Origin of the sequence: Mycolicibacter senuensis (assembly GCF_003284925.1) — a bacterium.
GTDB lineage: Bacteria > Actinomycetota > Actinomycetes > Mycobacteriales > Mycobacteriaceae > Mycobacterium > Mycobacterium algericum_A.
In genome coordinates this window covers 1-22,914 of the sequence record NZ_QMEX01000063.1, presented here as the reverse complement: position 1 = coordinate 22,914, position 22,914 = coordinate 1, and the positions used below count along the sequence as shown (strand labels likewise).

At 69.1% G+C, this 22,914-nt stretch carries 20 protein-coding genes and 1 pseudogene; 10 read left to right on the top strand and 11 right to left on the bottom strand.

Annotation, left to right across the window (positions count from 1 at the left end; translation table 11 throughout):
- A pseudogene (locus tag DQP56_RS14770) lies at window positions 1–233 on the bottom strand (ComF family protein); the annotation flags it as partial.
- Window positions 234–413: 180 nt separating this feature from the next.
- Here DQP56_RS14770 and DQP56_RS14765 point away from each other — a divergent pair.
- Genes DQP56_RS14765 through DQP56_RS14755 form a run of 3 tightly spaced genes read left to right on the top strand, consistent with a single transcriptional unit; the run spans window position 414 to window position 4,203 of the window.
- Entirely contained in the window at window positions 414–2,747 is a 2,334-nt protein-coding gene (locus tag DQP56_RS14765; protein WP_112686618.1) for a nitric-oxide reductase large subunit, read from the top strand.
- A 5-nt stretch (window positions 2,748–2,752) separates the two neighbouring features.
- A complete protein-coding gene (locus DQP56_RS14760; protein WP_112686616.1) occupies window positions 2,753–3,409 on the top strand; it encodes a hypothetical protein in 657 nt (218 codons plus the stop codon).
- Complete coding sequence (locus DQP56_RS14755; protein WP_112686614.1) at window positions 3,406–4,203, top strand: slipin family protein; 798 nt, start codon at window positions 3,406–3,408, stop codon at window positions 4,201–4,203. Before DQP56_RS14760 ends, DQP56_RS14755 begins: the two co-directional genes overlap by 4 nt.
- A gap of 5 nt (window positions 4,204–4,208) precedes the next feature.
- Here the strand turns inward: DQP56_RS14755 and DQP56_RS14750 are convergent, their stop codons facing one another.
- Complete coding sequence (locus DQP56_RS14750; RefSeq protein ID WP_112686612.1) at window positions 4,209–4,979, bottom strand: SDR family NAD(P)-dependent oxidoreductase; 771 nt, start codon at window positions 4,977–4,979, stop codon at window positions 4,209–4,211.
- Between the two features lie 117 nt (window positions 4,980–5,096).
- Here DQP56_RS14750 and dosR point away from each other — a divergent pair, with 117 nt between their 5' ends.
- Together dosR and DQP56_RS14740 are read left to right on the top strand one after the other, a co-directional pair.
- Window positions 5,097–5,738, top strand: a complete 642-nt coding sequence (gene dosR / locus DQP56_RS14745) for a hypoxia response regulator transcription factor DosR/DevR (protein ID WP_085085023.1) — start codon at window positions 5,097–5,099, stop codon at window positions 5,736–5,738.
- The gene (locus tag DQP56_RS14740) at window positions 5,731–7,440 is read left to right on the top strand and encodes a GAF domain-containing sensor histidine kinase (protein ID WP_112686610.1); all 1,710 of its coding nucleotides are present in this window, start codon (window positions 5,731–5,733) and stop codon (window positions 7,438–7,440) included. The genes dosR and DQP56_RS14740 overlap by 8 nt, the downstream gene beginning before the upstream one ends.
- Before the next feature lie 10 nt (window positions 7,441–7,450).
- On the opposite strand, the gene DQP56_RS14735 is transcribed toward DQP56_RS14740, so the two are convergent.
- Complete coding sequence (locus DQP56_RS14735; RefSeq protein WP_112686608.1) at window positions 7,451–8,551, bottom strand: Acg family FMN-binding oxidoreductase; 1,101 nt, start codon at window positions 8,549–8,551, stop codon at window positions 7,451–7,453.
- A 297-nt stretch (window positions 8,552–8,848) separates the two neighbouring features.
- On the opposite strand from DQP56_RS14735, the gene DQP56_RS14730 reads away from it, so the two are divergent.
- Window positions 8,849–10,291 (top strand): WS/DGAT/MGAT family O-acyltransferase, encoded by a 1,443-nt coding sequence (locus DQP56_RS14730; protein ID WP_112686624.1) that lies wholly within the window; start codon window positions 8,849–8,851, stop codon window positions 10,289–10,291.
- A 26-nt stretch (window positions 10,292–10,317) separates the two neighbouring features.
- Here the strand turns inward: DQP56_RS14730 and lpqB are convergent, their stop codons facing one another.
- From lpqB to DQP56_RS14690, 8 genes are all read right to left on the bottom strand, one after another.
- Complete coding sequence (gene lpqB, locus DQP56_RS14725; RefSeq protein ID WP_112686606.1) at window positions 10,318–12,081, bottom strand: MtrAB system accessory lipoprotein LpqB; 1,764 nt, start codon at window positions 12,079–12,081, stop codon at window positions 10,318–10,320.
- On the bottom strand, window positions 12,081–13,730 hold the full coding sequence (gene mtrB / locus DQP56_RS14720; protein WP_112686604.1) for an MtrAB system histidine kinase MtrB: 1,650 nt from the start codon (window positions 13,728–13,730) through the stop codon (window positions 12,081–12,083). Before mtrB ends, lpqB begins: the two co-directional genes overlap by 1 nt.
- Window positions 13,731–13,752: 22 nt before the next feature.
- Window positions 13,753–14,439, bottom strand: a complete 687-nt coding sequence (gene mtrA / locus DQP56_RS14715; protein ID WP_013829915.1) for a two-component system response regulator MtrA — start codon at window positions 14,437–14,439, stop codon at window positions 13,753–13,755.
- Between the two features lie 51 nt (window positions 14,440–14,490).
- Window positions 14,491–15,120: a dTMP kinase gene (locus tag DQP56_RS14710; protein ID WP_112686602.1), complete on the bottom strand. Its 630-nt coding sequence runs from the start codon at window positions 15,118–15,120 to the stop codon at window positions 14,491–14,493.
- 84 nt (window positions 15,121–15,204) lie between these two features.
- The gene (ahcY, locus tag DQP56_RS14705; protein ID WP_112686600.1) at window positions 15,205–16,662 is read right to left on the bottom strand and encodes an adenosylhomocysteinase; all 1,458 of its coding nucleotides are present in this window, start codon (window positions 16,660–16,662) and stop codon (window positions 15,205–15,207) included.
- Window positions 16,663–16,738: 76 nt separating this feature from the next.
- Entirely contained in the window at window positions 16,739–17,368 is a 630-nt protein-coding gene (gene alkX / locus DQP56_RS14700) for a TetR family transcriptional regulator AlkX (protein ID WP_234825675.1), read from the bottom strand.
- Window positions 17,365–17,532: a rubredoxin gene (locus tag DQP56_RS14695; protein ID WP_112686598.1), complete on the bottom strand. Its 168-nt coding sequence runs from the start codon at window positions 17,530–17,532 to the stop codon at window positions 17,365–17,367. The genes alkX and DQP56_RS14695 overlap by 4 nt, the downstream gene beginning before the upstream one ends.
- The gene (locus DQP56_RS14690; RefSeq protein WP_234825676.1) at window positions 17,532–18,710 is read right to left on the bottom strand and encodes an alkane 1-monooxygenase; all 1,179 of its coding nucleotides are present in this window, start codon (window positions 18,708–18,710) and stop codon (window positions 17,532–17,534) included. The genes DQP56_RS14695 and DQP56_RS14690 overlap by 1 nt, the downstream gene beginning before the upstream one ends.
- Before the next feature lie 221 nt (window positions 18,711–18,931).
- On the opposite strand from DQP56_RS14690, the gene DQP56_RS14685 reads away from it, so the two are divergent.
- From DQP56_RS14685 to manT, 4 genes are all read left to right on the top strand, one after another.
- Window positions 18,932–20,470 (top strand): adenylate/guanylate cyclase domain-containing protein, encoded by a 1,539-nt coding sequence (locus DQP56_RS14685; RefSeq protein ID WP_112686620.1) that lies wholly within the window; start codon window positions 18,932–18,934, stop codon window positions 20,468–20,470.
- Between the two features lie 32 nt (window positions 20,471–20,502).
- Window positions 20,503–21,417 carry an alpha/beta fold hydrolase gene (locus DQP56_RS14680; RefSeq protein WP_112686594.1) on the top strand — a complete coding sequence of 305 codons (915 nt, stop codon included), beginning with the start codon at window positions 20,503–20,505 and terminating at the stop codon, window positions 21,415–21,417.
- Window positions 21,418–21,425: 8 nt separating this feature from the next.
- Window positions 21,426–21,821 (top strand): PaaI family thioesterase, encoded by a 396-nt coding sequence (locus tag DQP56_RS14675; protein ID WP_112686592.1) that lies wholly within the window; start codon window positions 21,426–21,428, stop codon window positions 21,819–21,821.
- 91 nt (window positions 21,822–21,912) lie between these two features.
- A partial coding sequence (gene manT / locus DQP56_RS14670) for an MMP alpha-(1->4)-mannosyltransferase (RefSeq protein WP_133258936.1) occupies window positions 21,913–22,914 on the top strand: 1,002 nt, incomplete at its 3' end.

The window sequence follows — 22,914 nt, the reverse complement described above, 5'->3', positions numbered from 1 at the left end:
GGCGTGCTCAACGTGCACACCGTGGAGCGCCGCGACTTCAGCGCGACGATCGCCGCCCGGCGGGCTCCGGCGTAGCGGCCCAGCGCGAACACCGGCACCTGCGGGTCCAGCCGCGGACTTACCAGCCGCGGCTCATCCGGCCCGATGGCCAGCTGCGCCGCGCAGCCGGGACACCATCGGGTCGCCGGGGCGCCGCAGCCACCACACTGCCGGGGCAGCACGAGGTCGAGCACAACGTTGAAACTGCCATCGCCCACCGACAGCCTGACTGCGCCGGCGGCCCTACTACGCGATGTCGTATTTCGGTGTCAAGGGGCCTTGGTCAGCAACAAAGCTAACGCCCGACCCCAATACCGTGAGCTCCCTAACAGATTCACGAATTTTCCAGCTCGATACTGTTAGCGTCCCCGTCCATGACCTCCGAAGCGACACAGATAGGCACGCCGACCAGCGACTCCGGCCGCGCCGAAGCATTGGTCAGCAAAGGCTGGGCCCAGGGCGTGGCTCTGGTGATGATCTTCGGATTCCTGGTGATGGGAATCCTGGCCTACCGCACCTATACCGCATCGATGCCGATGCCGGACAAGGTCGTCACCGAGACCGGCGAGCAGTTGTTCACCGGCGACGACATCACCCGCGGCCAGACGCTGTTCCAGGCCCGCGGGCTGATGCAGTACGGCTCGATCCTCGGCCACGGCGCCTACCTCGGCCCGGATTACACCGCCGAATACCTGCGATTGGCCACCGACAACGTGGCCGGCCAGTTCGAAGCACAGGGCGTGCCCAACCCGCACCAGGAAGTGGTCGCCGAATTCCGGACCAACCGCTACAACGCCGACACCGGCACGCTGGTCTTCACCGACAAGCAGGCCCGCGCATTCGACGACATCCAGCGCCACTACGCCGAGTACTTCGGTGAGGCCACCACCAAATACGGCCTGCTGCCGGACATGATCACCGACCCGGGCGAGATCCGCGACCTGACCGCGTTCTTCGCCTGGACCGCCTGGGCGGCGGCGGCCGAGCGGCCCGGCCACAGCTATAGCTACACCAACAACTGGCCCTCCGAGCCCCGCGTCGACAACGGCCCCACCGGATCGGTCGTGGTGTGGTCGGTGCTGTCGCTGATCGCGCTACTCGGCGGCATCGGGATCATGTTCACCATCTACGGCCGGTGGAGCCAGAACATCGGCTGGCACGGCGCCGAGACGACCAGGCTCAAGTTCCGCCAGCCCGGCGAGGTGCCGCTGACCCGCTCGCAGCGCGCCGCGATCTGGATCTTCGCCGTGGTCGCGGTGCTGTTCTTGATCCAAACGCTGCTGGGCGGCGCCGTCGAGCACTACCGCGCGGATCTGGCGGAGTTCTACGGCATCGACCTGGCCAGGCTGCTGCCCTACAACCTGGCCCGCACCTGGCACCTGCAGCTGTCGCTGTTCTGGACCGCGGCGGCGTTCCTGGCCGGCGGGATCTTCCTGGTGCCATTCATCACCCGCCGTGAGCCCACCAAGCAGTCGTGGCTGGTCTACGGGCTGCTCGGTGCGCTCGCGATCGTGGTCTTCGGATCCATGGCGTTCGAGGCGCTGTCGATCTTCGGGATGATCGAGCCCGGCACCGTGCTGTCCCAGCAGTGGGAGTTCCTGGACCTGCCGCGGGTGTTCCAGCTGTTGCTGATCGTCGGGTTGTTCTTGTGGATCTTCATCATCTGGCGCGGCATGCGCGCCAAGCTGGCGTCCACCTCGAAGCTCAATCTGCCCTGGGTGTTCTTCTTCACCGGCCTGACCATCCCGGCCTTCTACGCGGTCAGCCTGCTCGCCGGCAGCGAAACACACTTCTCGGTCGCCGACTTCTGGCGGTTCTGGATGGTGCACCTGTGGGTGGAGGACTTCCTGGAGCTGTTCACCACGGCGATGGTGGCCTACCTGTTCGTGCAGCTCGGGGTGGTGCGCGAGCGCGTCGCGCTGCTGGTGATCTTCCTCGACATCATCTTGTACTCCGCCGGCGGCGTGATCGGCACCATGCACCACCTGTACTTCTCCGGCACCCCGGTGGAGCACATGGCCCTGGGCGCGTTCTTCTCGGCCGCCGAGGTCATCCCGCTGACCTTCCTGACCGTGGAGGCGTGGGCGTTCCTGCAGCTGGGCGCTCGTCAGGAGGCCGGCGGCGAGCACAACTTCCCGGCTCGCTGGGCGGTGATGTTCCTGGTCGCGGTCGGGTTCTGGAACTTCCTGGGGGCGGGCATCTTCGGCTTCCTGATCAACCTTCCGGTGGTGTCCTACTACGAGATCGGCACCGCGCTGACCGCCAACCACGCGCACGCGGCGATGTTCGGGGTCTACGGCATGCTCGCGGTGGCGCTGGCGATGTTCGCCTTCCGCTATGTGATCCCGGCGGACCAGTGGCCCAACAAGCTGGCCCGGCTCTCGTTCTGGAGCATGAACATCGGACTGGCCTGGATGGTGTTCGTGACGCTGCTGCCGCTGGGTGTGCTGCAGCTGTTCCACTCGGTCAACGCCGGCTACTTCGAGGCGCGGTCGCTGGGCTACATCACCAAGCCGGGCAACGCCCTGCTGGAGTGGATGCGGCTGCCCGGCGACTTGATCGTCATCGTCGGCGGCGTGCTGCCGTTCTGCTGGATCGCCTGGATCGCGTTGCGCAACTTCCGTTCCGGTGAGACCGTCGACGAGTTGCCGGAGCACCCGCTCTACACCACGGTGACCGTCGACGCGGATTCCGAGACCGAGGGCTGACCACGATGACGATGCCGGGAGCGTGGGTGTGGCTGATGTCCGGCTACGCCGTGCTCCTGCTCGTCTTCGCGTGGGGCTTCGACGCCATGGCCAGGCGGACCTCCGACCGCGCCGCCCAGTGGCGCACCGGTAGGTTCGCCTACCACGACGATCACGACGCCTGGAAGTGCCCGCAGGACCAGTGGCTCTGGCCGACGTCGTTCGACCCCGACAACCGGGTGATGCGCTACCGGGCGACGCCGTCGATCTGCAACGCCTGCCCGGTCAAGGACACCTGCACCACGTCGAATCACGGCCGGGAGATCACCCGGCCGGTGGACCCGTGGCCGCATTCGGAGGCGGGCCGGTTCCATCGGGGCATCGCCTGTGCGGTAGCGGGATTCGGGGTGGTCATGCCGCTGGCGACGCTGATCGCCAACCACCGGTCCGGCGACGTGCTGGTGCTGGGTGCGACGATCCTGATCGTGCTGGCCGGTGGTGCCCCGCTGGTGCGCCATCTGTGGAACACTCCGTCGAACGCCCCCACCGAGACGCCGGGCCCGGCCGGCGGGCGCGCGCAGGTCGAGCAGGTCGAAGCGGCCATCGACCGGTACTCCACCCGGTGGGGCGGTTTCTCCGACAGTGCTCTGACCACCAAGACCAGGAAGGCAGCACGCAAGTGAGTGAAGGGCTCATCACCGTGGCGGTGCTCGTGATCGCGGCGCTGGCCGTGCTGGCCTACTTCTCGATCCATGTGCTGCGGGAATACGAGCGAGGTGTCGTCTTCCGCGTCGGGCATGCCCGCCCGCTGTATCAGCCGGGACTGCGGATCCTGATTCCGCTGGTGGACAAGATGATCCGCGTCGACCAGCGGGTCGTGACGCTCACCATCCCCCCGCAGGAGGTGATCACCCGCGACAACGTTCCCGCCCGGGTGAACGCGGTGGTGATGTTCCAGGTGGTCGATCCGCTCAAAGCGATTCTGGCGGTCGAGAACTACGCGGTGGCCACCTCCCAGATCGCCCAGACGACCCTGCGCTCGCTGCTGGGCCGGGCCGACCTGGACACCCTGCTGGCCCACCGTGACGACCTCAATGCCGATCTGCGCACCATCATCGACAAGCAGACCGAGCCGTGGGGCGTGCAGGTCCGGGTGGTCGAGATCAAGGACGTGGAGATCCCCGAATCGATGCAGCGGGCGATGGCCCGCGAGGCGGAGGCCGAGCGCGAACGCCGGGCGAAGGTCATCAACGCCCGCGGTGAACTGCAGGCCTCCGAGGAGCTGAGCCAGGCCGCCGAGACGCTGTCACGAAATCCGGCGTCGCTGCAACTGCGGTATCTGCAAACCCTTTTGGAGCTCGGCGCCGACCAGAACTCCACGGTGGTGTTCCCGCTGCCGGTGGACATCATCACGCCGTTCCTGGGCAGCGCGAGCCAGGCGCTGCGCGCTACCGGACGCGACAGCACAGCCGGCTGAGTCGGTTAGCGGGCCACCATCCCACCATCGGCGTGCAGGGTCTGCCCGGTGATGAAGCTGCCGGCGTCGGAGACCAGAAGCAGCGCCGGGCCGACCATTTCGGCAGGGTCGGCGATGCGCTGCTGCAGCGTGGCGGCCCGCAGCGATTCGATGAACTCCGGCGGGTTGTTGCGCACCATGTCGGTATCGACCGGTCCGGGGGCAAGCGCATTGACCCGGATCCGCGATGAGGCGAACTCGGCGGCCATGGACCGGGTGAAGGAGACCAATGCCGCCTTCGCCGCCGAGTACATCGACGTCGCCGGCGAATAGACGAAGGCTCCGGCCGACACCATGTTCAGGATCGCGCCCCGGCCGCTGGCGCGAAGGTGCGGTAGCGCCGCTTGGACCAGCAGCACCGGCCCCTGCAGATTCACCGCGAACGACTTGCCCAACGCCTCGGGGGTGATCTCGCCCAAGGGCTGGGCGAGCGCATTGGCCGCATTGTTGATGACGATGTCGATGCCGCCGAACCGCTCGACCGCGGTGTCGACCAGCTGCTGGATCGCCTCGACGTCACCGAGATGCGTTGGCACCCCGATCGCCTCGGCGCCGGCCTGGCACAGTTGCTGCGCGGCGCGCTGGCATGCATCGCCCTTGCGACTGGCCACGACGACCTTCGCGCCGGCGGCCGCAAGGCCGTGCGCCACCGACAACCCGATGCCGCGAGTACCTCCCGTCACGATGGCGGTGCGGCCGGTCAGGTCGAACAACGCGGTGAGGGCGGACCGGTCCACTGTGACCTCCTTTGCTGATTGCCGATATTACTTCCGAGCGGTATCGGGGCTTTGTACCCTGTGAATCCGCGGGTTGCGCCACTACCGTGGTCAGTGTCTGAGCGGAGAGGACGCGTTGTGGTCACAGTCTTTCTGGTCGACGACCACGAGGTGGTGCGCCGCGGCCTGATCGACCTGCTCGGCGCCGATCCGGAGCTCGACGTCGTCGGCGAGGCCGGTTCGGTCGCCGAAGCGCTGGCGCGCATCCCGGCGCTGCGCCCCGACGTGGCGGTGCTCGACGTCCGGCTGCCCGACGGCAACGGCATCGAGCTCTGCCGGGAACTGCTGTCGCGCATGCCCGAGCTGCGGTGCCTGATCCTGACGTCCTTCACCTCCGACGAGGCCATGCTCGACGCCATCCTGGCCGGCGCCAGCGGCTACATCGTCAAGGACATCAAGGGTATGGAGTTGGCCCGTGCCGTCAAAGACGTCGGCGCCGGACGCTCGCTGCTGGACAACCGCGCCGCGGCGGCGCTGATGGCCAAACTGCGCGGCGCCACCGCCAAGCCCGATCCGCTGTCCGGGCTCTCGGAACAGGAGCGCACGCTGCTGAGCCTGCTCGCCGAAGGCCTGACCAACAAGCAGATCGCCGACCGGATGTTTTTGGCCGAGAAGACCGTCAAGAACTACGTGTCGCGGCTGCTGGCCAAGCTGGGGATGGAACGGCGAACCCAGGCCGCGGTGTTCGCCACCAAACTCGAGCGCTCCCGGAATGACTGACGACGGACCCGCGGACGGCCCGGACCCGCTGCGCGACACGTTATCTCACCTGCGGCTGCGCGAGCTGCTGGTCGGCGTCCAGGACCGGGTGGAACAGATCGTAGAGGGACGCGATCGCCTCGAGGGCCTGCTGGCCGCGATGCTGGTGGTCACCTCCGGCTTGGAGCTCGACGCCACGCTGCGCTCGATCGTGCAGACCGCCACCAACCTGGTCGATGCCAAATACGGTGCGCTGGAAGTGCACGACAACGACCGCCGGATGCTGGAATTCGTCCACGAGGGCATCGACGACGACACGTTCGCGCGGATCGGACGGCTGCCCGAGGGGCTGGGCGTGGTGGGCCTGTTGATCGAGGATCCCAAACCGCTGCGGCTCGATGATCTGACCAAACATCCGTCCGCGGTCGGATTTCCGTCCGGGCACCCGACCATGCGCACGTTCCTGGGGGTTCCGGTCGGCGTGCGCGACGAGGTCTTCGGGAATCTGTATCTCACCGAGAAGGCCAACGGACTGCCGTTCAGCGAGGACGATGAGGTGCTGGTGCAGGCACTGGCCGCCGCCGCCGGGATCGCCATCGCCAACGCCCGGTTGTACGCCCAGGCCAAGGCGCGACAGTCCTGGATCGAGTCCACCCGCGACATCGCGACCGAACTGCTGTCCGGAACCGATCCGAGCACCGTGTTCCGGCTGATCGCCGAGGAAGCCGGCAAGCTGACGGGATCGGAGTCGGCGCTGGTCGCCATCCCGCTCGATGACGACACCCTCGAAGCCGAGGTCAACGAGCTTCTGGTGGTCGAAACCATCGGCGCGGCAATGGCTCCCCTCAACGGCGACACCATCCCGGTTGCCGGCAGCTCGGTCGGCGAGGCGTTCTCCCAGCGCAAGCCACGCCAGGTGGCCAGGCTTGCGCTGCCCGGCATCGACGCGACCGGTCCGGCACTGATCCTGCCGTTGCGCGCCGCCGACGCGGTGGCCGGCGTGGTGGTGGTGATGCGCCACGGCACCAGCATTCCGTTCAGCGTCGAACAGCTCGACATGATGGCCGCCTTCGCCGACCAGGCCGCGCTGGCCTGGCAGCTGGCCACCTCACAGCGCCGGATGCACGAACTCGACGTGCTCACCGACCGCGACCGGATCGCCCGCGACCTGCACGACCACGTCATCCAGCGACTGTTCGCCGTCGGGTTGTCGCTGCAGGGCACCATTCCGCGGGCCCGCGACGCCGTGGTGCGGCGCCGGCTGACCGACGCGGTCGACGACATGCAGGAGATCATCGGCGAGATCCGCACCACCATCTTCGACCTGCACGGCGCCTCGGCGACGGTGACCCGGCTGCGGCAACGCCTCGACAACGCCGTCGCCCAGTTCTCCGGTTCGGGCCTGCACACCACCGTTGCGTTCATCGGCCCGCTGTCGGTGGTCGAACCGGTGCTGGCCGATCACGCCGAGGCGGTGCTCTCCGAGGCCGTCAGCAACGCGGTCCGGCACTCCGGCGCCACCGAGTTGGCGGTGCAGATCAAGGTCGAAGACGACCTGGCCATCGAGGTGGCCGACAACGGCCGCGGGATGCCGGAGGTGGTCACCCCCAGCGGTCTGGCCAACCTGCGGCGACGCGCCGAGCAGGCGGGCGGGACGTTCGGCATCGAGGCGGCGCCGGGCGGTGGCACGGTGGTGCGCTGGTCCGCGCCGCTGACGATATAGCCTCGGGCCGTCAGACACACACCGCGAGGTTTCCGGTGTCCTTCCCGGCTTCCGCGGAGCCGGCCCGCCGATCACCGGCGGTCAGCCATTCGACGGTGTCGTCGAGGAAGCGCCGCGGGGTGGCCGGCAGCGGGTCGGCGTTGATCGGGGCCCAGCCCACCCGCAGCAGCATCTGCGGATAGCCGCTGGTGCCGAAGACGTCGCGGCGCACCGCGGCGCGGGTTTCGGCGATCTCGAGCGGCTCGGTGACCGGGCAGCTGGCCAGCCCCAGCGCCGTCGCGGTCAGCAGCACCACGCTGGTGGCCTCACCGGCACGCAGCTGCGCCAGCCGGTCGTCGTGCTCGGTGCTCAACGCCAGCATCACCGCGCGGTCCTCGGCCGGGTCGGCTCCGGGCGGCTGGGCCAGCAGCGGGTCGGCGAACAGCCGCCCCGGAATCGGCGCGCCGGGGCTCGGCGCCGGAACGCTGCGCGCCGGGACGCCGGCCACCGACCCGTATCGACCGCTCCACCTCGCCAGCTCGGCAAGATAGTCGTAGTCGGTCCGGTGGGTGGAAACGGCTTGAGCCACCAGGGTGTTCAGCTGGTCGAGCGCGTCGATTCGGCGCAGCATCACCCCGGCGCGGGCGGCGCGGGCGCCCATCAACGCGATGTCGGCCGCCGCCACCGGCCAGCCGCTGAAGTAGCGGCGATCGGTGCGGCGCCGGGGTATCGCCGCGGCCAATGACACATTGACCTGCTCGGGAACCGGTTCGGGCAGCCGCGCGGGATCGGGTCCGAACAGCTCAATCGAGGCCAGCTGGTCGGGACGGGCCGGATCGGGCAGCCGGTGAACCCGGCAGCGCCACCCCAATGCGGCCAGCGCGACCACGCAATGATGCAACGCCGCTCCGCAACTCAGCATCAGACCGCGGCCGTCGGGATCCACGCTGCGCAGCTGCAGATCGGGGTTGGCGAACAGCTCCAGTCGAGGCTGCTGCGTCGCCAGCTGCACCTGCCAGCGCCACGGCTGGGAGTTGTGCACCGAGGGTGCACGGGCCGCCAGCTGCAGCGCAGTGCGAACGGTCTCCCGAACGGCCGCGGTGGCCAGGTAGTCAGCAGGCTGTTCATCCACGGTCCGGCCCCCTTTCGACTGCCATGGGCCTGCGCCGAATCGGCGCCGCCTCCGAGCCCTTGAGGAGCCCTTGACGCTTCCACGATGCCCCGGGGCGCGTGGTCCGCAACAGGGCAGGAAGGCCCGGCTGCAAAGGACTTTGGGCCACCGGCGGCAGCGGCCTTCGCCGCCGATTTCGTCCTGCCGCCGGACCGACTGGCCGCCGCGGTGCTGGCGCTACTAGGGACTTCTGGCCCTGCCTGCGCCGACCGGTACGGGCGGATCATGGAGAGCGGACGCAGGCAGGAGGTCCGCATCATGGAGCAACTGACCACACTGGACGCGGGATTTCTGGAGGCCGAGGACTCCGACCGCCACATCAGCCTGGCGATCGGCGGGCTGGTCATCCTGGAAGGGCCACCGCCGGATTACGCGTCCCTGGTTGCCACGTTGGGGGCGCGGATCAGCGGCTGCCGGCGGTTCGGCCAGAAACTGCAGTTCCATCCGTTCGACCTGGCGCCGCCCCAGTGGGTCGCCGATCCGGACTTCGACATGGCGCATCACCTGCGGCGGGTCGCGCTGCCGAGCCCCGGCGGCGACGCCGAACTGTTCGGCTTCGTCGCCGACCAGATGGCGCGCCGGCTGGACCGGGATCGGCCGCTGTGGCATATCTGGGTGATCGAGGGCCTGACCGACGACCGGTGGGCCATGCTGATCAAAGTTCACCACTGCGTCGGCGACGGGATCGCGACCTCGCACCTGTTCACCGGGCTCTGCGATGAAGGCGGCGACCTGGGCGACCGGGTGGCGAGTTTTGCCGGCCACCTTCATAGCTCACACGAATCACATTCGGGCGAATGGCATTTCGGACTCCCCACCGTGAACAGCAGCCCTGCGGCCTGGGCCGCCGAGCTGTGGAACGTGTCGACCGCGATCAGCGCCGCGGCGGTGCGGGCGGCCCGCGGCACCGTCGAGCTGTCGGCGGGGCTGCTCCGCCAGGGCACCCCCACCTCGTTGAACGGGCCGATGAGGACCATGCGCCGGTACAGCTCGGCGAAGGTGTCGCTCGCCGACGTCAGCCGGATCTGTCAGGCGTTCGACGTGACCCTCAACGATGTCGCGCTGGCCGGCTTGACCGAGGCCTACCGCGGCATGCTGGAGCGCCGCGGCGAACGCCCGCTGCCCGAAACGCTGCGCACCCTGGTCCCGGTGTCCACCCGCGGCGGCGACGCCATCGGCGCGACCGACAACCGGGTGTCGGTGATGCTGCCCTGCCTGCCGGTGGAGGAGGACAACCCGGTGCGGCGGCTGAAGCTGGTGCACGCGCGGCTGAGCCGAACCAAGCGCACCGGGCAGCGCCAAGCCGGCAGTGTGTTCGTCTCGGCGGCCAACCACATTCCGTTCCCGCTGACCGCATGGGCCGTGCGGCTGTTGACGCGGTTGCCCCAGCAGGGCGTCACCACCCTCGCGACCAATGTGCCGGGGCCGTCGGAGACCCTGCACATCATGGGCCGCACCGTGCTCGAGGTGCTTCCGGTGCCGCCGATCGCGCTGCAGTTGCGGTCCGGGGTGGCGATGCTGAGCTACGCCGAAAGCCTGTCCTTCGGCGTGCTGGCCGATTACGACACCATGCCCGATGTCGACGAATTCGCCCGCAGCATCGAGGCGGCGGTGGCCCGCCTGGCTGCCGTCGCAAAGCGGCACAACGACAGGCGAGAACGTAGCGAACACCGGCAGCCGGCGCTGGTAGTCACCGGGTGAGCGATCCCCCGCAGCGCCTCGAAGCCTCAGCCCGGCAATACCGGCAGCGCGCCGGCGACCATGAACGGCCCCAGCGGCGACCAGCTCTGATCATCCTCGGCCCTCGACGACGACAGCGCGAGCACTCCGCGCGGATCGGCCACATAGACCGTGGACGGGTCCGCGACGATCGTCGACACCGGCAGCTGCAGATTGCCGCTGGGGGCATCGGAGTTCACCCCGTCGATGTTGACGTAGGACACCGGGTCCTTGGGATCGGATCGGCTCACCACGATGTCGTCGCCGGTGCGCCAGCTCAGTGACACCACCGAGGAGCCGAGCCCGAAGCCCAGCCGGCGGGGATAGTTCAGCACGAACTGGCCGGCCGCCGTCTGCTCGACACCGGCCAAGATCACCTGTCCTTCGATCACCATGGCGGCCCGGGTGCCGTCGCGGGACAGCTGCAGCTCGCTGATCGGTCCGGGGAACCGCGCGTTGATCGCCCCGGAGTCCACCGGGATCCGGGCCGGCCGGCCCGAGGCCACCTCCTGAATCGCCCGCACCACGTAGTTGCCGTCGACCACCACCCACACCGCTTCGTCCAGCGACCAGCTGGGCCGCGACAGGGTGTGCCCCTCGGCCGCCTGCACCGCCTCACCGCCGAGATCGCCGATCCACAGCGTGGCCTCGGGGTCGCCGGGGTGCACCACCACCGACGCCACCTGACGCCCGTTGCGGGACAACGCCGCCGACTGCTGGTCGGGTTCGCGGCCGAACGCCCCGGGCACCCGGTTGGCCTGCTGGCCGTCCAGGACCAGCAGCGAACCGCCCACCAGGGCGTGGATCCCGGCACCGGCACCGTCGGATGCACCCGGGTCGGTGGTGGCCACATCGGAGGTCGTCCAGCCGTCGGGGAACCGGTCGTCGAGCGCCGCGCCGTCGGCGTTGATCACATACGGCCCCTTGATGTCCGCCCGGGCCAGCGTCCAGATCAGTTGGGCCGCAAGCAGTTGCCTGCTGTTGGGATCGGTGGTCGAGAGGCTGTCCAGGTCGATCTTCGCTCCGCCGTAGCCCCGGCCCACCCCGCTCTTGCCCCCGTCGGCGCGGGTCACCGGCCCGCGCAACCGCAACGGCGCCGCCAGCAGATTGCGCACCCCGGCCATCTCCGGACGGGGGCCGGCGATCAGTTTGGACACCAACTCCGTCGCCAGCTGGTCCGGGTCGGACACCGCCACATAACGGGGGTCGGGAACCACCGTCTTGCCGGTGGGGTCCACGAAATACAGCGTGTTGCGCTTGTAGGTGGCCTGAAACTGCTGCCAGTCCAAAAAAACTCCGTTGGGCAGCCGGTCGATGCGCCAGCCATCGGAGGTCTTGAGCAGCTCGATCGGCTCCGGGGACGGCAGTGCCCCCTCGGCGGTCTCGAAAACCCCCATGTCCGACAGCGAACCCAGCATGTCGGCTCGCATGGTGACCGCGACCCGGTCGGCGCTGCGGGTTTCGACGAACACCACGTTGTCGATCAGCAGCGCGCTGCCGGCGTCGTCCCAGGCGTCCGACGCCGACTGGGTGAGAAACTGCCGCGCGGCGCGGTGCCGGTTGGCCGGATCGGCTGTTGCCTTGAGGAATTCGCGCAGCAGCACGTCGGGGTCCATCCCCGGGGTGGGTTTGGGCAGCACCGACGGCGGCGGCGCCTGCACCGTGCCGATCGCCTGCGGCGCGGAGTTGCTGGGCACCCCGGCGCAGCCCGCCAACACGAGCACCGCGTTCATCAGGGCGACCAGCAACGCCACCGGAGTCGGCCGGCGCATCACCCGCTCCGCTCAGCATGTTCACGTGCCCGCTGCCGGCGCTCCCGGCGCTCGGCGGCGCTCACCGGTTTCATCGGCAGCGGGCTGGTGGTGACCTTGTGGCCGCGGACCAGCGGCAGCGTGAGCCGGAAGCAGGCACCCTTGCCGGGTTCGCCCCAGGCCTCCAGCCGGCCCTGGTGCAGCCGGGCGTCCTCGACACTGATCGCCAATCCCAGCCCGGTGCCACCGGAGCGGCGTACCCGCGACGGGTCGGCGCGCCAGAACCGGCTGAACACCAGCTTCTCCTCCCCCGGCCGCAACCCGACACCGTGATCGCGGACGGTGACCGCGACGGTGTCCGCGTCGGCGCCCATCCGGATCACCACCGGCTTGTGCTCGGCGTGGTCGATGGCGTTGGCGATCAGATTGCGCAGGATCCGTTCCACCCGTCGCGGATCGACCTCGGCGATCACCGGTTGGCCCGGAACGTTCACCCGGAGTTCGACGCCGGCCTCGGCGGCCAGATGACCGACGTTGTCCAGCGCGCTGTTCACCGTCGAGCGCAGGTCCACCGACTCCACCGACAACTCGGCCACGCCGGCGTCGTGCCGGGAGATCTCCAGCAGGTCGTTGAGCAGCGACTCGAACCGGTCGAGCTCACTGACCAGCAGCTCGGTGGAGCGCCGCAGCGACGGCTCCAGGTCTTCACTGTGATCGTGGATCAGGTCGGCCGCCATCCGCACCGTGGTCAGCGGGGTCCGCAGCTCGTGGCTGACGTCAGAGGTGAACCGGCGCTGCAGGTTGCCGAACTCCTCGAGCTGGGTGATCTGGCGCGACAGGCTCTCGGCCATGTCGTTGAACGACACCGCCAGCCGGGCCATGTCGTCTTCGCCGCGCACCGGCATCCGTTCGGACAGGTACCCCTCGGCGAACCGTTCGGCGATCCGCGAGGCCGACCGCACCGGCAGCACCACCTGGCGCGAGACCAGCAACGCGATTCCCGCCAGCAGCACCAGCAACACCAGGCCGCCGGTGGCGATGGTGCCGCGCACCATCGAGATGGTGTTGCGCTCGGTGCCCAGCGGGTAGATCAGGTAGAGCTCCAGGTTGGTGATCCGCGAGGTGGTCGGTGTCCCGATCACCAGCGCCGGGCCGGAGAACCCCTCCACGTGCACGGTGGCGTACTGGTAGCTGACCTGACCGGCCTTGACGAATTCGCGCAGTGCGGCCGGCACCTGCTCGACCGGCCCGGCGCTGGTCGCCGCACGCGGGCCCTCGCCGAGCACCACCAGCACCGCGTCGAACGCGCCGGCGGTTCCGCTGCCGGAGGCCGGGTCGGTCTTGCTCATCAGCGTGTTGCGGGCCAGTTGCAGGCTCGAGGTCAGCGACCGGGCCTCCTCACCGCCGACGATGCCGCCGGCCGTGACGCGGGCCCGCTCGATCTGTTCGGTGGCCGCGCGGACCTTGACGTCGAGCACCCGGTCGGTGATCTGGCTGGTCAGCACAAAGCCGAGCGCCAAGATGACCGCAGCCGACAATCCCATCGTCAGCACCACGACCCGCAGCTGCAGCGACCGCCGCCAGGCGACCTGCACCGCGCGGCGCAGCGTGTTCACGCCGAGCAGCAGGGGACCCGACCGCCGGGGGCGCCGTCTGGAGCTGAAGATCACTGGCGCCGCACCCCGGGGGGGATCACGGAGGTCCGGCCTTGTAACCCACTCCTCGAACGGTCAGCACCACGGTCGGATTCTCCGGGTCTTGCTCTACTTTGGCCCGCAGGCGCTGGACGTGCACGTTCACCAGCCGGGTGTCGGCCGGGTGCCGGTATCCCCAGACCTGTTCGAGGAGCACCTCACGAGTAAACACCTGGCGGGGTTTGCGTGCCAGCGCCACCAGCAGGTCGAACTCCAGCGGCGTCAGGGAGATCTGCTCACCGCCGCGGCTGACCTTGTGTGCCGGCACGTCGATGTCGATGTCGGCGATCGAGAGCATCTCGGCCGGCTCGTCGTCGTTGCGGCGCAGCCGCGCGCGCACCCGGGCCACCAGCTCCTTGGGCTTGAACGGCTTCATGATGTAGTCGTCGGCACCCGACTCCAGCCCGAGCACCACGTCGACGGTGTCGGTCTTGGCGGTGAGCATCACGATCGGCACCCCGGAGTCCTTGCGCAGCACCCGGCACACGTCGATGCCGTTCATGCCGGGCAGCATCAGGTCCAGCAGCACCAGATCGGGCCGCAGCTCGTGTACCGCGGTGAGCGCCTGGGTGCCGTCGCCGACGACCGCGGTGTCGAAACCCTCCCCGCGCAGCACGATGGTGAGCATCTCGGCCAGCGAAGCGTCGTCATCGACGACGAGAATCCTTTGCCTCATGGCGTACATGGTGTCATCAGATCGAGATAAAACCCTGCTACCACACGCGTGTTTCGCAGGTTAACCGCACAGCACGCCGGCGAGCTCGGCCGGCGAGACCGTCGGACCGGCCAGCTGCCACCGCCCGCCGAAGCCGGCGCGGGCCAACCGGCGGTACACCTCGCCGGTGCGGCGCTGCAGACCGTCGTCACGTTCGTAGCTGTCGCGGGCCCGGGCGGTGTCGTGCGTCTCGCGGTCGCGGGCACGCTGGGCGGCGAGCTCGGCAGGGACGTCGAGCAGCACCTGCCAGTCCGGCGCGGGCAGCCCGAGTCGCTCGAACTCCAGCTCGCGCACCCAGGCCACCACCTCGCCGTCGGCGTTTTGGCGCAGCCGGGCGGCGCTGTAGGCCGCACTGGAGGCCACATACCGGTCCAGGATCACCACGTCATGTTCGCGGCACAGCTCCCCGATCTGGTCTTTGGCCCCGGCCCGGTCCAGCGCGAACAGCATCGCCATCGCATACACCGAGTCCGCCAGGTCGCCGTGCCGGCCGCGCAGCGCCTCGGCGGCGACGTCGGCGGTCACCGAGAGGCCGTAGCGCGGGAAGGCCAGGCTGGCCACCGACTTCCCGGCGGCCCCGAACGCCGCGCGCAGCCCGTTGGTGAGGGTGTTCTTGCCGGCGCCGTCGATCCCTTCGATCGCGATCAGCACGGCGGGAAACCCCTCGCGAGCAGACATGAAAGCCCCCAAATTCCCGCGGAAATGGGGGCGTTCATGACTGCTCGGCAGCGAAAATCAGTACCGGTAGTGGTCCGGCTTGTAGGGGCCTTCGACGTCGACGCCGATGTACTCGGCCTGTTCCTTGGTCAGCTTGGTCAGCGTGCCGCCCAGGGCCTCGACGTGGATGCGGGCCACCTTCTCATCCAGGTGCTTGGGCAGCCGGTAGACCTCGTTGTCGTACTCGTCGCCCTTGGTCCACAGCTCGATCTGGGCGATGACCTGGTTGGAGAAGCTGTTGCTCATCACGAACGACGGGTGCCCGGTGGCGTTGCCCAGGTTGAGCAGCCGGCCCTCGCTCAGCACGATGATCGAGCGGCCGGTGTCAGGGAAGGTCCAGACGTCGACCTGCGGCTTCACGTTGTCGCGCACCGCGCCGGAGGTCTCCAGAGCGGCCATGTCGATCTCGTTGTCGAAGTGGCCGATGTTGCCCAGGATGGCCTGGTTCTTCATCGCCTTCATGTGCTCGAGGGTGATGATGTCCTTGTTGCCGGTAGTCGTGATGACGATGTCGGCCTCACCGATGGCCTGCTCGACGGTCTGCACGTCGTAGCCCTCCATCAGCGCCTGCAACGCGTTGATCGGGTCGATCTCGGTGACGGTCACCCGGGCACCCTGGCCCTTGAGGGACTCCGCACTGCCCTTGCCGACGTCACCGAAGCCGCAGACCAGCGCCTTCTTGCCGCCGATCAGCGCGTCGGTGCCGCGGTTGATGCCGTCGATCAGCGAGTGCCGGCAGCCGTACTTGTTGTCGAACTTGCTCTTGGTGACCGAGTCGTTGACGTTGATCGCCGGGAACACCAGCTCGCCGGCGGCGGCCAGCTGGTACAGCCGCAGCACGCCGGTGGTGGTCTCCTCGGTGACGCCCCGAACCGACTCGGCGATCTTGGTCCACTTGGTTTTGTCGGTCTCGAAACGCTCACGCAGCGTGTTCAGGAAAACCTTCCACTCGTGCGAGTCGCCGTCCTCGGCGGGCGGCACCACACCGGCCTTCTCGTACTGGGCGCCGCGCAGCACCATCATGGTGGCGTCGCCGCCGTCGTCGAGGATCATATTGGCAGGAGCGTCCGGCCACGTTAATGCCTGCTCGGCGCACCACCAGTACTCCTCGAGGCTCTCGCCCTTCCAGGCGAACACCGGGGTGCCCTTGGGCTCCTCGACGGTGCCGTGGGGGCCGACGACGACCGCGGCGGCGGCGTGGTCCTGGGTGGAGAAGATGTTGCACGACGCCCACCGGACCTCGGCGCCGAGGTCGACCAGGGTCTCGATGAGCACGGCGGTCTGGATGGTCATGTGCAGCGACCCGGTGATGCGAGCGCCCTTGAGCGGGTTGACGCCGTGGTACTCCTCGCGCAGCGCCATCAGGCCGGGCATCTCGTGCTCGGCCAGCCGGATCTCCTTGCGGCCGTAGTCGGCCAGCGACAAGTCGGCGACCTTGTAGTCGATGCCGTTGCGGCTGTCTGCGGTCAAACTCATCAGTGCGCCCCTGTAGGTTCGGTGAAATCAGCTCCGCTACAAGCTACCGGCGGGAAGCCGAGTCTGCTCGAGCGGGTCAATCGATGTCGACGACCCCATAGGTCTCGGCTGCCGGGGTGAACAATCGGGCCAGGTCAGCGGCCACATCGTGGTCGGCTTCGGGCGGCATCGAGACATAGCTCATGGCCAGCCGGACGATGGCCCGGGCCAGGATTCCGGCGTCTTCCTCGCTGGCCTTGACCCAGCTGTGCATGAACGACGAGGTGAGCCGTGCCGAGCAGCGGGTGATGATCGGCCCGCTGTCGGTGGTGATGATCTGCAGCAGGTCCGGCTTGGCGGCGCCGGTCAGCAGCGAGATCACCAGCGGGTCGGCGGCCGAGGAGGAGAAGAAGGACCGGAATCCCTCCAGGAACGCGGCGTGGACGTCGCCGACGTTGTCGTAGATGGCGCGCTCGACGGCGTCGACGAGCCGGTCGGCCAGCCTGATCGCGTAGCCCTGCGCCAAGCCCTGACGGGAGCCGAACTCGTTGTAGATGGTCTGCCGGCTGACCCCGGCCGCCTCAGCTACCGCGGCGAGCGTGATCGACGACCAGTCCCGGCTGGTCAGCAGCTCCCGCATCGCGTCGAGGACCGAGTCGCGCAGCAGCGCCCGGGACGCCTCGGCGTAGGGGACGCGTTTCACCACCGCGAGAGTAGCGGGTGTCACGCTTGGACCTGCTCGAAGTCCAGCTTCTCGCGTACCGCGCAGTCCGGGCAGCACCAGTCGTCGGGCACCTGCGCCCACGGGGTGCCGGCTGGAAAGCCTTCGCGGGGCGCGCCGACGGCCTCGTCGTAGCAATAGTCGCAGCCCGGGCAGCGGTAGCTCGCCATCACGCGGCCGCCGGTTCGTCCAGGGGCGCACCGTAGCGGGCCAGGATCTTCGCCCGCCGGCGCGGCTCGATGTTGACCCGGGTGATGTCGCCGTCGTAGTGGGCCAGCACCCGGTGGTCCATCAGCCGCCGCCACAACGGCGGGAGGTACGTCAGCCCGATCAGCGTGGCGTACCCGCTGGGCAGGTTCGGCGCCTCGGCCATGCTGCGCAGCGTCTGGTAGCGCCGCGTCGGGTTGGCGTGGTGATCGCTGTGCCGCTGCAGGTGGTAGAGGAACAGGTTGGTCACCAGGTGGTCGGAGTTCCAGCTGTGTTCGGGTGTGCAGCGCTCGTAGCGACCGTTGGCGCGGGTGCCGCGCAGCAGGCCGTAGTGCTCGATGTAGTTCACCGATTCCAGCAGCGAGAAGCCATAGCCGGCCTGGATGATCACGAACGGGATCAGCGCCGGGCCGAACACCGCGATCAGCACACCCCACAGCACCACCGACATCAGCCAGGCGTTGACCACGTCGTTGGATAGCCAGGTTCTCGGATCCGCCGGGTTCTTGTCGAGCCGGCGCAGCCGCGCGGCCTCCAGCTGCCAGGCCGAACGCAACCCGCCGAACACGCTGCGCGGCAAGAACTCCCAGAACGTCTCACCGAACCGTCCCGACGCGGGGTCTTCCGGAGTGGCCACCCGCACATGGTGGCCGCGATTGTGCTCGATGTAGAAGTGGCCGTAGCAGACCTGGGCCAGGGTGATCTTCGCCAGCCACCGCTCCAGCCGATCCTTCTTGTGCCCCAGCTCGTGTGCGGTGTTGATGCCGACGCCGCCCAGGGTTCCCACCGACAGCGCCAGCCCGATCTTGGCGAACCAGTTGAGAGACCCCTCGACTCCCAGCCAGCTCAGATCGGTTGCGGTGAACAGGTAGGCGCCCATGACGACGCTGGCGTACTGGCACGGGATGTAGGCGTAGGTGCAGTAGCGGTAGTACCGGTCGCTCTCGAGCTGCGCCATCAGCTCGTCGGGCGGATTCTGACCGTCGGCGCCGAACCGCAGATCCAGCGCCGGCAACAGGATGTAAACCAGGATCGGCCCGATCCAGAACGGCAGCTGGGCGGCGACGTGCCAGCCGAGCCGGTTCATCGCCCAGATCATCGGCAGCATGGTGAACAGCAGTGTCGGGGCGATCAGGCCCATCAGCCACAGGTAGCGCTTCTTGTCCCGCCAGATCTCCACCTCGGTGCTCAAATTCCCGCCTCCTTGTGAGTTCAACCACCGTCGCGCATGGACATTACCCCGCGATTCGTCCGGGGTCTAGACATTCGACGGTAATTTGTACACGTGCGTTCGGTGCAATGGCATCCGCGCAGCCGTATAACTTTGAGTGCACAACGCACTCACGGATGGGCACCACCGCGATGATGACTGCAGGGCCGGAGGCGGATTCGCGGCCGCCCACAGCGCTGCGACTCGGCGCCCACTACGCCGCCGGACTGGCGTTCGCACAACTGCTCACCAGCACCGAAGCGATCGCGGTGGTGATGTCGCTGAGCGGTGAGCCCCACAGCGGCACCGGTATCTGGCGCTCGGATTACCTGGTCCTGACCGTGGTGCTCGTCGCGCTCAGCACGCTCAGCGTGGCCATCGCGGGCACCGCCAGCATCGCCCCCACGCTGCGCTGGTACACCGCCGGACAACAGCCCGACGCCGCGCAGCGCCGCGCGGCCCTGCACATCGTGCGCCGGCAGTCGGCGGTCGTGTTCGGCACCTGGGTGATCGGCGGCGCGATCGGCCTGGCCACCGTGCGCTCGAGTGACGCCGGGATGATCGTGTTGCAGAGCCTGGTCGTCGTCTTCGGTGGAACCGCCACGGTGAGCACCAGCATGCTCTTCACCCACCGCACGTTTCGGCCGATCGTGGCCGCGGCCTGGCGGGAGACCGAGATCCGCGAGAACGCTCCCGGCGTGCTGCCGCGGCTGGTCACCATGTGGTTCATCACCAGCGCGCTGCCCGCGGCGGCGATCGTGGTGCTGATCGTCTGCCGCCGGATGGGCTGGGTCATCGACCGCGACGCCTCGGTGGAGATCCCGGTGCTGGTGCTGTGCCTGGTGGCGGTGCTGCTCGGGATGCGCGCCATGATCCTGGTGGCCCGCTCGATCTCCGATCCGGTCGGCGAGGTGGTGCGCGCGATGGCCCGGGTCCAGCACGGCGAGCGGGACGTCGCCGTCGGCGTCTACGAGCACTCCGAGATCGGCCGGTTGCAAACCGGGTTCAACAGCATGGTGGCCGGCCTGCGCGAACGCGACCGGCTGCGGGATCTCTTCGGCCGGCACGTCGGCCCGGAGGTGGCCCGGCTGGCGGTGGAGCGGGATCTCGCGCTGTCGGGGCAGGTGCAGGACGCGGCGATCCTGTTCATCGACCTGACGGGCTCGACCGAACTGGCGGCCACGCACCCGCCCGATGAGGTCGCCGCGGTGCTCAACGACTTCTTCCGCATCGTGGTGGCCGCCGTCGACGCACGGCACGGCTCGATCAACAAGTTCCAGGGCGACGCGGCGCTGGCGGTGTTCGGCGCCCCGGTCGCCTCCGACGGCGCGGCCGCAGCGGCGCTGGCCACCGCCCGGACCCTGCTCACCCAACTGCGGCGGCTGCCGTTGGTGGACTTCGGCATCGGCGTCTCGGCCGGGCCGGTGTTCGCCGGCAACATCGGCAGCGAGAACCGCTACGAGTACACCGTGGTGGGTGACGCCGTCAACGAGGCCGCGCGGCTGGCCGATCGCGCCAAGACCGTCGCCGCCCGCGCGCTGTGTTCCCAGACGGCACTGGAATGGGCCGACGACGACGAACGGGCGCGGTGGGCGACGCACGCAACGGCGGTGTTGCGCGGCCGCTCCGAACCCACCGTGATGTCCATGCCGGCCGGCGAGCCGACCCCGGTGCCGGCCACCGGGATGTGACCCAGCTCCCACCGTCATGTCACACTCTGGGCATGGTTTACGAGATCGCCCGCCCTCAGATCGAGGGCAAGATAGCCGTCGGTGAAGACCGTCAGCTCGGCTTCGCCGAGTTCGGCGCCCCGCACGGCCGGGCGATGTTCTGGCTGCACGGCACCCCGGGTGCGCGGCGACAGATCCCGGTCGAGGCGCGGGTCGTCGCCAAGGAGGCCGGCATCCGGCTGATCGGGGTGGACCGGCCCGGCATCGGCTCCTCCACGCCGTATCAGTACGAGACGGTGTCGCAGTTCGCCGACGATCTGCGCGCCGTGGCCGACACGCTCGGCATCGACAAGATGGCGGTCATCGGGCTGTCCGGCGGCGGCCCGTACACCCTGGCGTGCGCCGCGGCGATGCCCGAGCGGGTGGTGGCCGCCGGGATTCTGGGCGGCGTCGCCCCGGCCGTGGGCCCCGATGCCATCGACAGCGGCCTGATGACGCTGGCCCGGATCGCCGAGCCGGTGCTGCAGCGCGCCGGGCGCCCGATCGGCATCCTGGCCACCGGCCTGATCCGGATGATCCGGCCGGTCGCCGAACCGGCGCTGGAGCTCTACGCCCTGATCTCCCCGGAGGGCGACCGCCGGTTGCTGGCCCGGCCGGAGTTCAAGGCGATGTTCCTCGACGACCTGCTCCACGGCTCCCGCAAGCAGCTTGCCGCGCCCATCGCCGACGCCGTGTTGTTCGCCCGGTACTGGGGTTTCCGGCTCGAGGAGGTGAAGGTGCCGGTGCACTGGTGGCACGGGGATGCCGACCACATCGTCCCGTTCGCCCACGGCGAGCACGCGGTCTCGCTGCTGCCCGACGCGCAGCTCCACCCGCTGCCCGGCGAGAGTCATCTGGCCGGACTGGGGCGCGCGGAGGAGATTCTGCGCACCATGTCGCAGGTCTGGGACGACGCCGAGGCGCGCTGACTCACGCCATGACCGCACCTCAATCGATCAGGGAGTTGTTCGACCAGCTCGGCCTGCAAGAAGTGCCGTCGGCCGATGACACCCTGACCATGGAGATGCCGGTCGATGAGCGGGTGGTCAACACCGCCGGCGGGCTGCAGGGCGGCTTGATCGCCACCATGGCCGACGTGGCCGCCGGGCAGCTCGCCGCGCGCAGCACCGCGTTCGGCAACGGCATCGCCACCACGGATCTGTTCATCCGGTATCTGCGGCCGATCAAGATCGGGCCGGCCCGTGCCGTGGCGGCCATCCTGCGCACCGGCCGGCGCTCGGTGGTGGTCCAGGTCGACATCTACCGCGGCAACGACGACCAGCTCGCGGCCACCGCGACGGTGAACTTCGCCGCCATCGATCTGCCGGGCTGAGCTCCGGGCACGCCGCGCTGATTGCGTCACTTAGCTAAACAACCTAATATTTGGACACATGTCCAGACAGCCAGCCGATGATGTCGAGCGCCTGCGGATCGCGCTGCTGTCTTATCGCAGCAAGGAGCACTGCGGCGGTCAGGGTGTCTACGTACGCCATCTGAGCCGGGGGCTCGCCGAGCTCGGCCATCACGTCGAGGTGTTCTCCGGGCAGCCCTACCCCGAGCGGCTCGACCCGGCGGTGCAGTTGCGCGAGGTGCCCAGCCTGGACCTGTACCGCGAACCGGACCCCTTCCGGGTGCCGCGGCCCAGCGAGATCCGCAGCCGCATCGACCTGCTGGAGCTGACCACCATGTGGACCGCCGGGTTCCCGGAGCCGCGCACCTTCAGCTTGCGCGTCGCCCGGCTGCTCGCCGCCCGCCGCGACGACTTCGACGTCGTCCACGACAACCAGTGCCTCGGCACCGGCCTGCTGCAGATCGCGGCGACCGGGCTGCCGGTGGTGGCCACCGTGCACCATCCGATCACCCGCGACCGGCGGCTGGATCTGGCCGCCGCGCCGTGGTGGCGCAAGCCGGCGGTGCACCGCTGGTACGGGTTCGCCGAGATGCAGAAGCGGGTGGCCCGCCGGCTCCCCGAGCTGCTGACCGTCTCGAGCACCTCGGCCGCCGACATCGCCACCGACTTCGAGGTGGATCCGGTACGGCTCAGGGTGGTCCCGCTGGGGGTGGACACCGAGGTGTTCCGACCCCGCGAAGGGCCGCGGGTCGCCGGGCGCATCGTGGCGATCGCCAGCGCCGACGTGCCGCTCAAGGGGGTGGCGCATCTGCTGGCGGCGGTCGCCGAACTGCGCACCGAGCGCGACGTGGAGCTGCAGCTGGTGGCCAAGCTGGAACGGGGCGGGGTGACCGAGAAGCTCATCGCCGAACTCGGCATCGCCGACATCGTGACGGTCTCCAGCGGCCTGACCGACGCCGAACTGGCGGCGGTGCTGGCTGCTGCCGAACTGGTCTGCATCCCCTCGCTCTACGAGGGGTTCTCGTTGCCGGCGGTGGAGGCGATGGCCAGCGGCACCCCGGTGGTGGCCAGCCGG

What these genes read in the sequence shown, in the direction of transcription:
- ahcY (WP_112686600.1), bottom strand. Translation starts at nt 16,662, where the DNA reads ATGAGTTTGACCGCAGACAGCCGCAACGGCATCGACTACAAGGTCGCC.
- DQP56_RS14740 (WP_112686610.1), top strand. Translation starts at nt 5,731, where the DNA reads ATGACTGACGACGGACCCGCGGACGGCCCGGACCCGCTGCGCGACACG.
- DQP56_RS14765 (WP_112686618.1), top strand. Translation starts at nt 414, where the DNA reads ATGACCTCCGAAGCGACACAGATAGGCACGCCGACCAGCGACTCCGGC.
- DQP56_RS14675 (WP_112686592.1), top strand. Translation starts at nt 21,426, where the DNA reads ATGACCGCACCTCAATCGATCAGGGAGTTGTTCGACCAGCTCGGCCTG.
- mtrA (WP_013829915.1), bottom strand. Translation starts at nt 14,439, where the DNA reads ATGTACGCCATGAGGCAAAGGATTCTCGTCGTCGATGACGACGCTTCG.
- DQP56_RS14695 (WP_112686598.1), bottom strand. Translation starts at nt 17,532, where the DNA reads ATGGCGAGCTACCGCTGCCCGGGCTGCGACTATTGCTACGACGAGGCC.
- lpqB (WP_112686606.1), bottom strand. Translation starts at nt 12,081, where the DNA reads ATGCGCCGGCCGACTCCGGTGGCGTTGCTGGTCGCCCTGATGAACGCG.
- DQP56_RS14730 (WP_112686624.1), top strand. Translation starts at nt 8,849, where the DNA reads ATGGAGCAACTGACCACACTGGACGCGGGATTTCTGGAGGCCGAGGAC.
- DQP56_RS14690 (WP_234825676.1), bottom strand. Translation starts at nt 18,710, where the DNA reads ATGGGCCTGATCGCCCCGACACTGCTGTTCACCATGCTGCCGATGATC.
- DQP56_RS14680 (WP_112686594.1), top strand. Translation starts at nt 20,503, where the DNA reads ATGGTTTACGAGATCGCCCGCCCTCAGATCGAGGGCAAGATAGCCGTC.
- DQP56_RS14685 (WP_112686620.1), top strand. Translation starts at nt 18,932, where the DNA reads ATGATGACTGCAGGGCCGGAGGCGGATTCGCGGCCGCCCACAGCGCTG.
- DQP56_RS14760 (WP_112686616.1), top strand. Translation starts at nt 2,753, where the DNA reads ATGACGATGCCGGGAGCGTGGGTGTGGCTGATGTCCGGCTACGCCGTG.